The organism is Sebaldella sp. S0638 (genome assembly GCF_024158605.1).
Taxonomy (GTDB): Bacteria; Fusobacteriota; Fusobacteriia; order Fusobacteriales; family Leptotrichiaceae; genus Sebaldella.
In genome coordinates, this window is sequence record NZ_JAMZGM010000023.1 from 1 (window position 1) to 15235 (window position 15235).

Genomic DNA, 15235 nt, shown 5'->3' on the forward strand with positions numbered 1-15235 from the left:
TCATTTCGGACACCTGCCTTCTCTCAATTAGTTTACACAATCAAGATTTTTGTGTCCACTTTTTCATACTAACACCACTTCCATAAAAATTACCTAAGTTTATATATTTACTTCTTGTTTCAAGAAGATATTTTGATGTTGGATCGTTTGACATATTAAAAAGACTGCTTTGTGCTGCCAAAGGATTTATCGGTAATACTCCTGTTGCTTTTATATCAAGTATCGGATCCATATTCTTTACTATATTTATTATTCCCGAACCGTTACTTACTCCTGTATTCACAGTTTTTCCTGCCACCAATCCACCGCTTGTTGTACTCCCTGTGATTATTTGTGAATCTCTGTCTATTTCTGCCGTTAATATCAGGTTGCCTGTAGTTATTATGAGATTTCTCGCTTCTATTACACTTGCTTGCCCTGTTACATAAGATAAATCTCCATTTTTTACTAATCTTCTGTATCTTACCGGTCTTGTTGTACTGTTTATTCCATGCCACTCTACTTCTTCATATCCGTCTTTAAGCTGGATTCCTGTCCCAAGTGTTGTTGTATTTGTTATTGTCCCCACTGTGAGTTCTGCTGTATTTCCTGCTGATATTTTTCCATCCTTATTATTTAATTCATTTCCTGTTATTTGAATGTTATTTCCTGCCGAGATATTGGCATAAGTTGTTTGAGCATTGCTTTTTAGTATCCCTTTTATTGATTCTCCCGGATACATAAGTGTATCTGATGCTGCTACTCCAAATTCTCCATCTGTTACAAATCTTGAATGTATTTCTGATCCGTAATAGTAATCAAGTAAAGAATTAAATCCTCCTTGTGCATTTGCCATACTTAGTATTGAATTGAAATGATTTACTCTTCCTGCATTTGATCCTGCATTTTCTTCTCTTCCAAATGCCCATTTACTGTTGAACTCAGCTTCTGTGTAGATTTGTCCGTCCCAAGTCTTATAGTATATCTCATAATCTGTTAACCCGGTTACTTTTCCTATATTATCTATTTTGGTTACTTCCATAGAGATATCTCCGGAACTCTGTATCATTCCTGTCTGATTCAGAAGATAGTTTCCCTTTAGATTGATAAGTCCTGTTGATAGAAGTTCTCCACTCAAATTTTCAAGCGTATTAAATTTTATATCTAATAACTCTCCACCATATATTGCCATACCTACATTATTAGTTATCTTATCTGTCGCTATCAGTCCAAGCTGTTCTGAAAAGGCTATTAACTCATTATTTACTATGTTATAAGCACTTATTCTTCCATTTTCTCCTGTTATCATACTATTATTTACTACAGTTCCTGTTCCTTCTAAAACTATTATTTCAGAAGCCAGTTCTGTATTATTAATGATGTCTCTTCCTTTTATCTCTATATACCCTGCTCCTGTTGTCTCTCCTGAATTAAGTATATCAAGACCATTCACCTGAAGATAGTCCTCGCCATGTAATGTTCCATTCAGTGTCAGGTTTCCTCCAGATGTTAGCACTACACTGTTTCCTCTTATCAAGCCTGTATTTCCATAACCTGATAGATTTCCCATATCTACTGATGCTGATTCTATTGTTCCGCTGTTTGTTAGGTTTGTATTATTAAGTTCTACTTTTTGATTCGACCCTATATATCCTCCAACATTGTTAATGAAGGCATTATTAGCTTTAAGCACTCCGTCAGCTGCAAGTGTCCCAGAATTAGTCAAACTTAAAGTTATTAGCTCCATATTTGTAGCACTTATATAGTTTTGGTTCGTTATATTATTTCCTTTTAATTTTGCATTATCCAACACTATTATCTGGTTACTGCTAATGATATTTCCAGATACATCTACATCCAGATTTTCTGTTAATATTTCTCCGCTATTTGTAAATGTTGTTCCTCTTGATACTATTTTATCTGAGACTTTTAAAGTACCAGTATTTGTTATATCTTTTGCAGTTAATGTACCACCTGCATTCACGATATTATGGTTTTCAAAATTCTCGTTTACTGTAAAATCTCCATTTGTATTTGCTGTACCTCGATTTACTACATTTCCTGCTGCACTTATTCCAGCTCCTGTATTTATCTTCCCAGTTGTTTTGTTATCTATATTTTTTGTAGTAAGCTTTTCGTTAGTTAATATTTCGCCATTATTATCAAGATTTTCTGTTTCTATCTTTCCCTCAGCTACGATATTTCCTGTATTATTAGTATCTTTTGCCGACAAATCTCCTGCTGTCTGAATATTACCAGAGTTATTGAGATTCTTTTCTATCTTTATACTATCTTTTCCGTATAAAGTTCCTTGATTTGTCGTATTTCCTTTTATATTCAGATTCTTATCAGAAAAAACTTTCCCTGTATTAGCAACATCTCCACCTACAGTTACATTTCCTTCACTCTGCATATCTGACTTATTTGTTAGACTCTTACCTACTTTTATTTCATCTTTTCCATAAACCAGATCAGAAGCTTCAAGATTACCTTTTACTTCGAGTGATCCTTCTGATAAAAGCTGTCCATTACTCTTAGTATCTCCGCCTACAGTAATATTTCCTTTTGAATACACTGTTACATTACTTTCAAGATCCCCAGTTACTTCCAGTTCACCAGCCTGAGTCCCTGATCCTTTCAGTGAAGTTTTATCAGCTTCTATCTTCACTTTACCTTCTGAATAAGTCGAAGACTCCTGTGTAAATTCCTTAGCTTTTATATCTATACTTTCCTTAGCCTGCATTCTATTAGTAACTATCGTTCCATCTGCATTTATTCTCAATACACGCTCAGAAATAACATCTCCGTTAACTCCAACATTACCATTTACTGCTACTATCTTTATCTGATTCCCGTATACACTTCCAAAGGCTGATGATGATATCAAAAGTTCGTTATTATTTGTTCCTTGCTTTGTATACTCCTTTGTATCAGGATTATAGTCAAAATTCCCGGCTATCAAGTCTACCTCTGCATCTTTAGCATGTATCTGACCATCTATATTTATATTCTTTGATAGTAATGCAAGATATCTCACACCCTCTGCATTTATTCCGTCACGCCCTACTGTTATATCTCCACCCCTAATATTAAAAGGAAGAAGATTCCCATTTCCGTCTACATCCACTCTTGATGTAGTGAACATCACTTTATCAAAATTTATAAATCCTGTATTGTTCAAATAGAATCCATTCGTTGATAAGAAAACCATGTCTGTCTTATTACTTGACATCACCTCAAGAAATGCTTCTATTTCTACCCTGTTCAGTATCAGCCTTGCTGCCTGTTCTCTACTAAGATTAGGATTAGCTGCCATCATTCCTGCTAGATAACTTCTTCCTACACCTTCACCAAAGTTATTAAATACTACTCCTTCTTTAGTTTGGAAGTTCTCAAAATCATTTACGCTTATACCTTTATTATTCGGTGTATTTATATTTATTATTGCAGCCTGTCCATTTTGAGCTCTGTCTATACTTGTATTTTGATTTGCATTTCTATCTAACTTTATATCTGCGAACATAAAGCTATTCAGCATTCCCAATAAAAGACCTATTGCTATGTTCCTGTTTACGAACCTTTCCCATTTACCTTTCTTCACTTATTCCCTCCTGTTTTACTTTTTTCATACTCCCTTTTTTCCTTCCTAAAATTTTGTGATTCTTATTAAATATATTAATTAGCTAACTTATGCAACAAATCTATTAATTTAAAGATCATTTTATTATCAACTGATACTTTGCCATGATCCAGTTCACTTTTCCCATAACCAAAAATGAGATATCACAAGATATCTTCTTTAAAATATTTAGTACAATGGTTTGTTCCTTTTATTTTTCCATTTAACTCCATTACCCATTTTTCCTCCCATTTATTTTTTCAAATAAAAAAGGAAAATTAAAATATCTAATTACTATAAAAATACTACTCTACTTTTATACTTACTAATGATTCCTGAAATTAATTATTGTTCCGCTTCTCATTACTTATATTAAATATTAAACTTTCCATCTAAATTAAATCGTTTCATTATTATAACATATCCAAAAATCTCCCGCAACACATTATTAAACAACTTTATAATTATCAAATAAAAACTACAAAAATTCCCGAAATATTTATTTACCAAAAAACACCACTCAATTCAACACCTTAATCAAAAACTCCTGATACCCTCTCAAATCAGCTTTCGAAATATCCTCCTCAAATTTCGCAGTTGATACATTCCCCTCAAACAGCTCCTCGACCATTTTCTTACTCTTCTTATCAACATAAAGCTTTAAAGATTTTCCATCCTTCAAATCAGCCGAACCATTCTTATATACCAGTTTACTTACGTCACTCTTCACACCGAATTTACTAAAATAACTATCTCTGAATTGATCACTTTTAAACGAAACCACTCCGTTTGCCCTACCGTCACTGCCAAAATTTATATTTAAAGTAAATGCCTGTGAATTAATTTTATATCTTTTCAGCTCATGCCTTTCAAAAAACATCTCTAATCTGTCATTTAAAGCTGTTTGTATGACAGTTTCCCCGTCGAAATACCCGTCAGGTACATTAAACTTAAAAATCAGATCCTTTAATTTCAAATCTGTCTGCCCCGAAAGATACCCGTTTTTAAGCGTAAAATATCCGCTCCCGCCGGCCAGATCAGCCCTTACTATCCCTGTATAATTCTCACTGTTAAATGTAATAAGTCCGTTTTTCACTTCCAGTCCTTTATTATTTATATTCACTTCATTTACAGAAGAGTACAAAATCCCTCCAAAAACTAAAATCAAAAACAACAATAACTTTTTCATTCTCCCACTCCTGTTTATTTATTTTTTCCATTAATTTCCATTATTTTATCTGCTGCTTCCGCCACACTTCTCACCACAAAAGCTGCCTTCTCTCTTATGCTTTCCTCTGAATGAGCCATGGCAAAACTATACCTGCATACTTCAAAACCGGGCAGATCATTATATGAATCGCCAATATACGCCGCTTCATCAGGACTTATATCCAAATATTCAAGAAGTTTCAGTACAGCAGTACCTTTGGAATTATTTTTCGGTCCTATTTCCACACTTCTGCTCCCTGTTATAAAAATCTCACTTCCGTAAAATTCTTTCTGCATCTCTTCCAGTATCTTATATTTCTTGTCTTTCCCAGTTCCGATATTTATTTTCAGAACTTTTTCTGCATCTGACAATAAAAGTCTCAAATGCATCTTAGTCAGATACTTTGTATTAAATCTTTTTCTATATAGTAAATTTATAACTCTGCTCACAAAAACCGCAGGTCTGAAATAATTACTCGCTTTATCTGTCACCAGTACATAAAAATAAATATCCTTTATATATTTTTTCTCCAGTTTTTTTATTATTCTTTGTGCTATACTCTTTTCCAAAAAACTTTCATGTATTATTTCATTGTTCGTATTTGATATAACTGCGCCGTTTACACTTATTTTATACAAAGGGATTTTTAGATTTTTTTCCACTTCATATATGGATTTTTCCAGACGTCCTGTTGCTATCGCCAGCTTAACATTATTGTTCTCTAATTTTTTCAAAGCTTTTTCATTTGCCTGATTTGGCTTCACATGATTTCTTGCTTTATGTATTAACGTCCCGTCCAGATCAGAGATAAATATTTTTATCATTTAAAGTCTCCTATAAATTTATTTTAAAGCTCTTTTTCACCGTTTACTCTTAATACTTTTTCTACTGCATCTGCCACACTGTCCACCACGAACGCCGCTTTACTTTTTATAAAGTCATCTGCATGAGACATAGCAAAACTGTATTTACATACCTCAAAACCGGAAACATCATTATATGAATCACCTATAAAAGCCACTTCGTTTTCCGTGAGATTCTCTTTCTCCATTACCATTTTTATGGCATTTCCCTTAGTATTTCCCTTTGGCCCTATCTCTATACTCTTCGGCCCAGAAATGGTAATTTCCGCATCAGAATGTCTTTCTCTCAATATTTCCTGAAGAGTATATTTATTTGCCGGATCTGTACTTACAAGAAGTTTTATGATTTTTTCCTTTCTTTCCGCTAGTTCTTTTACTATATCCCCTGAATAGTGTATTGCATTAAACTGTCGCTGATACTTATAGAAATTTGCCATTTTCTTCAAAAAATTAGGATACTTGATATATCTTTTTGCTCCTACAGTCTGTAAAACCATATAATTAAGCTCTTTTATATAATTCTTCTCAATATCATTTCTTAGTCTGTCAATCACATCATATGTAAAAGTATTTTCCCTTATGAGAATATTATCCTTTGTGTATATCGTTCCTCCGTTCAAACCTATTCTGTAATTTCGGGAATCTATATAGCCCTCTATTTCCAGAATATGATAATCAAATCTTCCTGTTGCCACTGCAAATTCAATATCGTTCTCATGTAGGAGTCTTATTGCCTTTACATTTCTTTCGTTAGGTTCAATTCCGGTTTTGGGTTCATGAATCAATGTTCCGTCTAAATCAGATATAAATAATTTTATCATTTTCTGTTTCCCCTTTATTTTTTTATTTCATTATACCATATAGCAGAAGAAAATTATATTCGCGAAAATTTTAAAACAGTATTTAAATCTGCCTTTTTTATTATTTTATTAATATTCATATTTATTTCCGGTAAATAAAAATTTGACCTGCTTATTATAAAGACAAGTCAAAATTTTTATATAATTTTTTTTAATTACGTTATTAATAAACTAAAACACAAGGCTCATATCCATTTTTTCCCCGTTTATTATAGCCGGAAATACAAGATTTTCATATAATTCCGGTGTAGCTGCCGCTTTCGGAACATCTTTCTGAATCAGTTTATCCCCTTGATAAATCTCTGTTACTATTTTATTTTCCTCATTTAAATATAATTTCATTACCATATTATCAAAATCAGCTGATCCGTCTTTAAAAACAAACGATTTACCATTGGCTGTCATGTCTCCGTTTACTTTACCATCTGCATCTATTGTAAAATTCTGTTTTATTTCTACTCCCATAAATTTCAGATCAATCTTTGTTGACTCAGGGCGTCCTGCTTTGAAAACTATATGCACTTCTCCCATTTTATCCATTTGAGCAATGTAATCCCCGTCAAAGTTTTTATCCACAACAGTAAATTTAGCATATTCACCTGATACGTTTTTTATTTCCGTTACTCCGTCCAAATGTCCATCTTTCAAAGTAAGAAAGCCTTCCCATCCTGTACCGACCTTTTCTTTCAAATTAGTTTTTATTTTCCCTGTGTAAGGCTGCCCTTTATAAGTGACTATTCCTTTATAAGCCTTACCCTTATAAGTAATTTCTCCTTTTTCATATTTCAGATTTTTATTTGGAATAGTTACTTCCTTTGGCATACATGAAACTGCAAGCCCTAAAATAAGCACCAGCATTAATAAATATCTTTTCATAAAAACTCCCTTTCTTTATTTGTATTATATTTATCAAAAAACAATATAATTAAAATATAACATATCACACATATAAAATCAATTTAATAAACAACAGGAAAATAAAAATACCGGAAATACAATCCCGGTATTATAGTTTCTGTTTTATTTTAATCCTGCCACAGGCAGTAATTCTTCCTCAAAATCTTTTACTGTAAACAAAAGTATATTTTCTTCTCTTGCCATTAATTTATCACCTTCATATACTTCCGTAATAAGTTTTTGTTTTGTTTCAGGATCAAGAAACATTTTTACCTTTAAAGTATCCTTAACAGCAACACCACCTTGAAAATCAAGCTGCTCTCCGGCCTGCTCTATAAGACCGTTCACATTTCCATCTTTATCAAATATCAGATCCTGACTTATATCATTAGGAAATTTCCCTTTCAGTTCTTTTAATTCCCCGTTTTCAAAATTCATCGAAAATTCTCCTATTAAAGGATGTTTCAGGATATATTCCCCGTCAAATTTCCCGTCTTTTACATTAAATTTGAAATGAGTTTTCGCGGCATCGTTCTTGAAATCAGTAATTCCGTACAAACGCCCGTCTTTCAGATCGATAAACCCTTCTTCAAACTGTTCTTTATCAGCAATTTTCTTTAATTTTACTTTTCCGGTATAAGGTTTTTCCTTATATAAAACTATACCATCCTTATAACTAAGGTGCTTGTCCGGAACAGTGAGCTCTTTCGGCACCCCGCACGATAAGATTCCAAGCATACATATTATCACAAATAATATCCTTTTCATTTGTCCTCCTCTACTTTTGAGCTTTATGATCCTCAATGGAACTAAATACAATATCTTCTATTGTTTCCAGATTTATTCCCAGAAATTTTTCTGTTTTGGAATAAGATTTTCCGTCAACAAAGCTCTCCATTGTTATCATCCAGGTATTCTGATCTATTGAAAATTTTGCCTCTATATCCATATTGCTGTCATTTTCTATCTTTGCCATACCATCTTTAAATGCAATTATAGTCATGATTTTTTTATTTTCATATTTAAATGTCCCGTTTGCCAGTCCGTTTGTGAATGTAAAGTCATAATCTGTCTTTTCCTTGTCATTCTTCATCTGCATAGAAAGTATCGTCCCGTTGTCAACATTCAGAACAAGCTCTCCGTCTCCGCTTTTATACAACAGTTCTCCCTGAAATTTTCCTCCGCTTATATTATATTTTAACAGGAATCCGTCTTTTACATTTCTTATCTCTGCATTTCCATCCAGATGTCCGTCTTTTACATACATATAGCCTTCATTACCTTTTTGGCTTTTCGGAAGAACAAGCTTACCTGTATAAGGTTCTTTTCTGTAGACAATTATTCTGTCCTGAACACTTAAGTGTTTTTCCGGCAGAATTATTTCTTCCGGTGCCTTACATGCTGTAATTACCAGTAAAACCGGTAAAATAAATAAAAAAAATCTTCTCATTCCTATCTCCTAAGTTTTATTTATCCTTTCCTTTGCTGTTTTCCTCTAAAATACTTGATATTGCAATTATTCTAAAATATTCCATTCCAAAAACTTTATTGGGTTTCTCGTCTCTCCCCACAGATTTTCCGTTAATAAAGAATTCCATTCCCATATCTCCGGTTTCCTGATTAACATAATATTTTACTTCTGTGGTAAGACCATCTTCTTCAAGAGTCAGCACACCGTCAGAGAACTCAAATTTTTCTCCCTCTGACTCAAACCATCCGTTCGCCAGACCATCCACAAACGTAATGTCATACTTTATACTTTTGGAATAATCTCCCAAAAGTCTCACTATCTTTCCGTTATTGTAATTTACAGTCATGTTTACGCCCTGATCTGCATTTTTTATAACGGTTTCTCCTTCGAATTTATTATCAACTATATTAAACTTTGTATACATCTGCTTTTTATCATTTTTCAGCTCTGTAGGCCCGTCAAGATAACCGTCTTTAAATGAAACAAATCCTGAAACACCGTTCTTATCTTTTAGATTTATTTTCCCTGTGTATTTTTCATTTTTATAAAGTACAGTTTCATTTTCTATTTTTACATCTTTATCTGGAAGTGTTACTTTCTTTGAAGTTCCGCAGGATAAAACCATTAAAACCAACAATATTATTAAGATTCCCTTCCTCATGCGACCTCCTTAAAACTTACCAAATATACATGAAATTATACCATAGAAATGAAATTAAATAAAGACAGTAGCTGTTCAAAAAATATTTATTATTTCCTCAATTACCGATTATACTAAATTGCTGATATACATATAAGAATTATCTGCATATAAAATTGATTTTTTCCCGCAAATAACTTATAATTTTAATAGTTACTTTATTTATTTATTTAATTATTAAAAATTAAGTGAGGTGAAAAATATGTCTGTCATAAAAGAACTAAAAATTGATTTTATATCTTCAGGGAAAAAAAACTTTATTTATCCTACTCTGATAAAATATAAAAACGAACTTATACTTATTGATACAGGATATCCAAATATGATTTCAAAATTAGAAAAAGCTTTCCAAAACAATGGAGAGTCATTTTCAAATCTCACGCGTATCTGGATTACTCACCATGATCACGATCATATAGGTTCGCTTCATGCTATCAGGGAAAAGTATCCGCATATAAAGGTTTATGCCGGTGCCGGTGAAGTTCCGTATATAGAAGGAAGGGAAATTCCCCTGAGAATGAAACAGGCTGTGGAGCTTCAGACACATCTTTCAGAAGAAGAGCAAAATGAAGGATTGATATTTCAAAAATATTTAAAATCTGTTGAACCTGACAAGGTAGATTTTCTTCTATATGATGATATGCTGCTTTTAGACGGCAATATAAAAGTTATTGCTACTCCCGGACATACAAAAGGTCATGTTTCTTTTTATTTTCATGAAGAAAAAACTCTTATTGCAGGCGATGCGCTTGTAATAGAAAACAATAAGCTTGAACTTCCTTTTCCGCAGTTTGCAGAAAATCTTGAAACTGCAAAAAACTCAGCAAAAAAGCTGGCACAATGCCCCATAAGCAAAGTGCTTTGCTACCACGGCGGAACAAAAGAGGGCAGTTCTTTTGATATTAAAAAAGAAATACTGAATGCATCTACATAAAAGTAGATAAAAGGATTGCAGCAGATAATTATTTTACCTGATATAATCCTTTTATACGGTGAACTGTTAATAATCATAATATAAACTAATCCATAAATATCAAAGGTGCTGTACCAAAACTCTGCGTTTTGATACAGCACTCTTTATTTATATAAATATTCAAGCAAAAAACTCTCTTAAATCTGTTTCTACATCTGTTATTCCTGTAAGCCCTAACTGTTCATTCAGAAGCTTAGCTACATTTGGTGATATAAACGCCGGTAATGTAGGCCCGACATGTATATTTTTAATTCCAAGATACAATAATGCAAGTAATACTATTACTGCTTTCTGCTCATACCATGCCACGTTAAATTCTATAGGAAGATCATTTATATCATTTGCATTAAATATTTCTTTTAATTTCAATGCTACAACTGCCCATGAATATGAGTCATTACACTGTCCTGCATCAAGTACTCTCGGTATTCCGCCTATATCTCCGAGATTTAATTTATTGTATCTGTATTTTGCACACCCTGATGTAAGAATTACTGTATCTTTAGGAAGAGCCTCTGCAAACTTTGTATAATATTCTCTGTCATTCATTCTTGCATCGCATCCGCTCATTACTATGAATTTCTTTATTGCACCGGATTTTACAGCATCTACCACTTTATCCGCAAGTGCAAATACCTGTGCATGTGCAAATCCTCCTACGATTGTTCCTGTTTCTATTTCTTTTGGAGGTTCGCATTTTTTAGCCATTTCTATTACTTCTGTAAAGTCAAATTTTCCGTTTTCATCAGCTTTCAGTTTTTTCCATTCAGGATAACCTGTAGCATTTAGTGTGAATATTCTATCATTGTATGTAGAGTTAGGTCTTGGCGGTACAAGGCAGTTTGTAGTAAAAATTACAGGGCCGTTAAATGTTTCAAACTCTTTTACCTGATGATACCAGGCATTTCCATAATTTCCTGCCAGATGTTTATACTTTTTGAATTCAGGATAATAGTGTGCCGGAAGCATTTCCGAATGTGTATATACATCTACTCCTGTTCCTTCTGTCTGCTCAAGCAGCTCTTTCATGTCTTTCAGATCATGACCAGAAATCAAAATTCCCGGATTCTTTCCTACACCTATGTTTACTTCTGTTATTTCAGGGTTTCCAAATGTACTTGTATTTGCCTCATCTAATAAAGCCATTACATCTACACCGTGTTTCCCGGTATCAAACACAAGATTCGTAAGTTCTTCAGCAGTCAAGCTCTCATCTTCTGTAGCAAGAAGTGCTTTTTCATAGAAAGCATAAAGATCTTCACTTTCTTTTCCAAGATTAAAAGCATGGAAACCATATGCGGCCGTTCCTTTTAATCCGTACAAAATTATCTCTCTTAATGATCTTACATCTTCATTCTCTGTTCTTAACACTCCTACTGCGGGAGCCAGCTGTTCAGCTCCTTCTTTTGTAGTGAATTCCCATGTTGTCAATGGTTTCCCTTCGAATTTCGGATCAAGAGCCACACCTTCTTTTTCCAGTTCCGCTTTTATACTTTTTCTGTATTCCACGGCTTTTTTAATGTCTTCCACCATGTCATCCGCATCAAAGTTAGCATTTGTAATAGTGGAAAAAAGAGCTTTGAACAGAAATCCGTTAATTTCATCTGAAACCTTTTTTACCTTTCTCAATTGTGATGAATAGTTAGCCATTCCCTTCAAAGCAAATATTAATGTATCCTGAAGGTTAGCAACATCATCAGTTTTACCACATACTCCTCTTACTGTACATCCATGGTTCTTAAATGTCTCCTGACATTGAAAACAAAACATACTCATTCTCTTTACCTCCTAAAAATTCTCTTTAACTTCCATATATAAAAACTTTAAAAAAATAAAAAAAATTCTCTAAGTTATTATAACATAATTTCATTTTTTATATTACCCTTTAAACCGACAACCAAAATTTTCACCGGCGGCTTTAATTCACTCTGACTGAGTGCTTCCCTCACTGTCTGCACCAGTCCCATACAGCATGGTACTTCCATTACCAATACTGTGATGGATTTTACTTTTGCATGATCTATAAGCTGTCTGACTTTTTTCACATATATATCCTGATCTGAATCAAGCTTGGGACAGGCTATAGCCACTGACTTTCCTTTCAGATGATTTGTGTGAAAATCACCCATTGCAAAGGCTGTACAGTCTGCCGCTAGTAATAAATCACTTTCCTCATAATAAGGAGCTGCGGGTGAAATCAGATGAAGCTGTATCGGCCATTGTTTTAGCTGTGAATTTATATCTCCCGATTTATTTTCATCGGTATTTTCATTTAAGCTCATTGTTCTTGAACCTGGACATCCTGCCATTTTTCCTCCTAAAGTTTTCTTTACTTACACGGTCATTGTATAATAAATATTTCTTTTTTTTCGTAACCTATGTTACGGTTTATAAAAAAATATAGATTAATTTTTTCATAAATGCTATAACATATATAATTATTAACTAAAGGAGTTTTTATATGAAGAAATTTATGTTTATTATTCTGTCATTATCTTACTTTTCTGCTTTTTCAGATACATATACACAGGGCAGATATACTGACCTTGTATTAAATAAAGCAGATAAAAATACTTATGCCTTTATTTTGGAAACTGAATGGGGAGCAACGGATTTTCACGGAAATTTTATTTCACCCACAGGGGTAAAAATACGTACAGAATTTGGAAAAGCTGTAAAAGAAAATGATTATTATATTTACAGCGGCTATCATATATTTGATGAGAACAAAATATGTAAAATAAAATTTTATCCTGCTAAAACAACAGTAAATATAGTAAGTGAAGATTGCGATGATTCTGAATTCAGTGGTTTTTCAGGAAAATTCTCGAATGTAAGAAAGTCAAGCAAGGAAGAATTAGAAAGATTGAAAAGTCTCACTGATTAATATTTTATAAACTGATCCCTCTAAAAAGACTGTTGTGAAGATAGAATTCACGTTCTTATTTACATTCTTATCACATTATTATATAATAAATTAATATAACTAAATAAGGAGGAATTCTTTTTGGAACTTCTAGATACCCTTAAAAACATTTCCATATTTAAAGATATGGACAAAGAGGAGATAAAGCAGATTATCCTTAAACTAAATTATAAAATAAAAAAATACAAAAAAGATGAAACTATCTATTTTAGGGGTGATGAGATAAATTATGCACTTATTAATCTTTCAGGGGAGCTTTATACAGAAATGCAAAAATATAACGGGGATGTTATAGAGGTTGGTATTATCAAAGCACATGAACTTTTTGTTTCCGCTTTCATTTTCGGGGATTCCAATACCACTCCTGTGGATGTGGTATCAAGAACAGACTGTGACATTCTTTCGCTTGAAAAAGAAAAGCTTTTAGAGTGTATGCAGGAAAATAAAAAATTTCTCAATAACTTTCTTGATGAAATTTCTAACAAAAGTCAGTTTCTTTCAAAAAGGCTCTGGTTTAATTTTGTTAACAAAAGTATAGAAGATAAAATCATTGATTATATCGAACAAAACAGCAAAGACAATATTGTTCATTTCAGACCCAGTATTTCAGAAATTTCAAGAAGATTCGGCGTTACACGCCCTTCCCTGTCACGTGAAATATCTAATTTATGCAGCAAAGGGATATTACAAAGAATAGGAAAAAACAAATATACTGTTAATCGCAAAGAATTTGATAAAATCTAATTTTCCAGACTGGAAGTGATATTATGGATAAAAAAGAACTAAAGGCAAAACTTACCCCGCTTCAATACAATGTTTCTCAGGAAGGCGGCACAGAACCACCTTTTGATAATGAATACTGGGATAATAAAGAACGCGGACTATATGTTGATATTGTTTCAGGGGAACCTTTATTTTCCTCAGAGGATAAATTTGATTCCGGTACAGGATGGCCAAGCTTCAGTAAACCTTTGGATGAAAGACTTCTTTCATTTTCAGATGATTATAAGCTAAGACTCCCGCGTACAGAAGTCAAAAGTAAAAGTGCAGGAACACATCTGGGACACGTCTTCCCTGACGGCCCTGATCCTACAGGCTTGAGATACTGCATGAATTCAGCTTCACTAAGGTTCATTCCTTTGAAAGACCTTGAAAAAGAAGGTTATGGTGAGTTTTTAATATTATTCAAATAAAATTTTTTTAAATGTAAAAGAGAACTATCTGCATTAATTATACAGAGCGGTTCTCTTTTTTATTTCTACATTAATCCGTTTACCTTTAATAAATAATTCAACCTGTCATTATTATAGTTCTTATCATTTAGATACCGTTTTGCAGCACTTTGTGTTCCCGAACCCATAATACCGTCTATGCTTCCTTTGTAATATCCGCTGTCTTTCAGAAGTTCCTGCATTTCTTTTATTTTATTTTCTGTAGTTGACCGTGATTGTACCGTTACTTTGGGCTTAGAAACTCCAGAGCCGCCGTTATGATAATGATATCCGCTGCAAAGACCTTTGGCTCTTGACTTTGCAGAACAGTTATGACCTCCGCTGCCGTCTGTTCTTCCTGAATGCGAATAAGAAACTATACTTACAGTTACTAAAAATAATAATAGTTTTTTCATAACACCTCCTGTTTATTCTACCTCAACTTAATTTTACCCTGATTAAATTTTTTGTCAAATTTACTATGCAAAAAGACTTCTGTTTATTACAGAAGCCTTTCTTTTCAAAT

General features: G+C 33.1%; 14 protein-coding genes and 1 pseudogene. 4 read left to right on the forward strand and 11 right to left on the reverse strand.

Features of this window, described 5'->3' with window-relative positions; genetic code table 11:
- Positions 1–40 precede the first annotated feature (40 nt).
- The 8 genes from NK213_RS08125 to NK213_RS08160 form a co-directional block, all read right to left on the reverse strand.
- Positions 41–3580: a hypothetical protein gene (locus NK213_RS08125; protein WP_253348412.1), complete on the reverse strand. Its 3540-nt coding sequence runs from the start codon at positions 3578–3580 to the stop codon at positions 41–43.
- A gap of 538 nt (positions 3581–4118) precedes the next feature.
- A complete protein-coding gene (locus tag NK213_RS08130) occupies positions 4119–4787 on the reverse strand; it encodes a hypothetical protein (RefSeq protein ID WP_253348413.1) in 669 nt (222 codons plus the stop codon).
- A 14-nt stretch (positions 4788–4801) separates the two neighbouring features.
- A complete protein-coding gene (locus NK213_RS08135) occupies positions 4802–5632 on the reverse strand; it encodes a Cof-type HAD-IIB family hydrolase (RefSeq protein ID WP_253348414.1) in 831 nt (276 codons plus the stop codon).
- A 23-nt stretch (positions 5633–5655) separates the two neighbouring features.
- On the reverse strand, positions 5656–6492 hold the full coding sequence (locus tag NK213_RS08140; protein WP_253348415.1) for a Cof-type HAD-IIB family hydrolase: 837 nt from the start codon (positions 6490–6492) through the stop codon (positions 5656–5658).
- Positions 6493–6702: 210 nt separating this feature from the next.
- The gene (locus NK213_RS08145) at positions 6703–7407 is read right to left on the reverse strand and encodes a hypothetical protein (RefSeq protein WP_253348416.1); all 705 of its coding nucleotides are present in this window, start codon (positions 7405–7407) and stop codon (positions 6703–6705) included.
- A gap of 144 nt (positions 7408–7551) precedes the next feature.
- On the reverse strand, positions 7552–8196 hold the full coding sequence (locus NK213_RS08150) for a hypothetical protein (RefSeq protein ID WP_253348417.1): 645 nt from the start codon (positions 8194–8196) through the stop codon (positions 7552–7554).
- A 10-nt stretch (positions 8197–8206) separates the two neighbouring features.
- Entirely contained in the window at positions 8207–8878 is a 672-nt protein-coding gene (locus NK213_RS08155) for a hypothetical protein (RefSeq protein ID WP_253348418.1), read from the reverse strand.
- 16 nt (positions 8879–8894) lie between these two features.
- Positions 8895–9560, reverse strand: coding sequence for a hypothetical protein (locus tag NK213_RS08160; protein WP_253348419.1), 666 nt, complete (start codon positions 9558–9560; stop codon positions 8895–8897).
- Between the two features lie 241 nt (positions 9561–9801).
- Between NK213_RS08160 and NK213_RS08165 the strand changes: the two genes are divergently transcribed.
- Positions 9802–10533 (forward strand): MBL fold metallo-hydrolase, encoded by a 732-nt coding sequence (locus NK213_RS08165; protein ID WP_253348420.1) that lies wholly within the window; start codon positions 9802–9804, stop codon positions 10531–10533.
- Between the two features lie 159 nt (positions 10534–10692).
- On the opposite strand, the gene hcp is transcribed toward NK213_RS08165, so the two are convergent.
- Positions 10693–12348 (reverse strand): hydroxylamine reductase, encoded by a 1656-nt coding sequence (gene hcp, locus NK213_RS08170; RefSeq protein WP_253348421.1) that lies wholly within the window; start codon positions 12346–12348, stop codon positions 10693–10695.
- Positions 12349–12425: 77 nt separating this feature from the next.
- Positions 12426–12881 (reverse strand): 4Fe-4S ferredoxin, encoded by a 456-nt coding sequence (locus NK213_RS08175; RefSeq protein ID WP_253348422.1) that lies wholly within the window; start codon positions 12879–12881, stop codon positions 12426–12428.
- 152 nt (positions 12882–13033) lie between these two features.
- On the opposite strand from NK213_RS08175, the gene NK213_RS08180 reads away from it, so the two are divergent.
- From NK213_RS08180 to msrB, 3 genes and pseudogenes are all read left to right on the forward strand, one after another.
- On the forward strand, positions 13034–13459 hold the full coding sequence (locus tag NK213_RS08180; RefSeq protein ID WP_253348423.1) for a hypothetical protein: 426 nt from the start codon (positions 13034–13036) through the stop codon (positions 13457–13459).
- A gap of 120 nt (positions 13460–13579) precedes the next feature.
- A complete protein-coding gene (locus NK213_RS08185; RefSeq protein WP_253348424.1) occupies positions 13580–14242 on the forward strand; it encodes a Crp/Fnr family transcriptional regulator in 663 nt (220 codons plus the stop codon).
- A 38-nt stretch (positions 14243–14280) separates the two neighbouring features.
- Positions 14281–14691, forward strand: a pseudogene (msrB, locus tag NK213_RS08190) (peptide-methionine (R)-S-oxide reductase MsrB); the annotation flags it as partial.
- A gap of 65 nt (positions 14692–14756) precedes the next feature.
- Here msrB and NK213_RS08195 read toward each other — a convergent pair.
- A complete protein-coding gene (locus NK213_RS08195) occupies positions 14757–15125 on the reverse strand; it encodes a peptidoglycan-binding protein (protein WP_253348426.1) in 369 nt (122 codons plus the stop codon).
- Positions 15126–15235: the final 110 nt, after the last annotated feature.

Coding starts and splice junctions, on each gene's coding strand:
- NK213_RS08195 (WP_253348426.1), bottom strand. CDS start 15,125: ATGAAAAAACTATTATTATTTTTAGTAACTGTAAGTATAGTTTCTTAT.
- NK213_RS08155 (WP_253348418.1), bottom strand. CDS start 8,878: ATGAGAAGATTTTTTTTATTTATTTTACCGGTTTTACTGGTAATTACA.
- NK213_RS08145 (WP_253348416.1), bottom strand. CDS start 7,407: ATGAAAAGATATTTATTAATGCTGGTGCTTATTTTAGGGCTTGCAGTT.
- NK213_RS08140 (WP_253348415.1), bottom strand. CDS start 6,492: ATGATAAAATTATTTATATCTGATTTAGACGGAACATTGATTCATGAA.
- NK213_RS08180 (WP_253348423.1), top strand. CDS start 13,034: ATGAAGAAATTTATGTTTATTATTCTGTCATTATCTTACTTTTCTGCT.
- NK213_RS08150 (WP_253348417.1), bottom strand. CDS start 8,196: ATGAAAAGGATATTATTTGTGATAATATGTATGCTTGGAATCTTATCG.
- NK213_RS08165 (WP_253348420.1), top strand. CDS start 9,802: ATGTCTGTCATAAAAGAACTAAAAATTGATTTTATATCTTCAGGGAAA.
- NK213_RS08135 (WP_253348414.1), bottom strand. CDS start 5,632: ATGATAAAAATATTTATCTCTGATCTGGACGGGACGTTAATACATAAA.
- hcp (WP_253348421.1), bottom strand. CDS start 12,348: ATGAGTATGTTTTGTTTTCAATGTCAGGAGACATTTAAGAACCATGGA.
- NK213_RS08160 (WP_253348419.1), bottom strand. CDS start 9,560: ATGAGGAAGGGAATCTTAATAATATTGTTGGTTTTAATGGTTTTATCC.
- NK213_RS08130 (WP_253348413.1), bottom strand. CDS start 4,787: ATGAAAAAGTTATTGTTGTTTTTGATTTTAGTTTTTGGAGGGATTTTG.
- NK213_RS08175 (WP_253348422.1), bottom strand. CDS start 12,881: ATGGCAGGATGTCCAGGTTCAAGAACAATGAGCTTAAATGAAAATACC.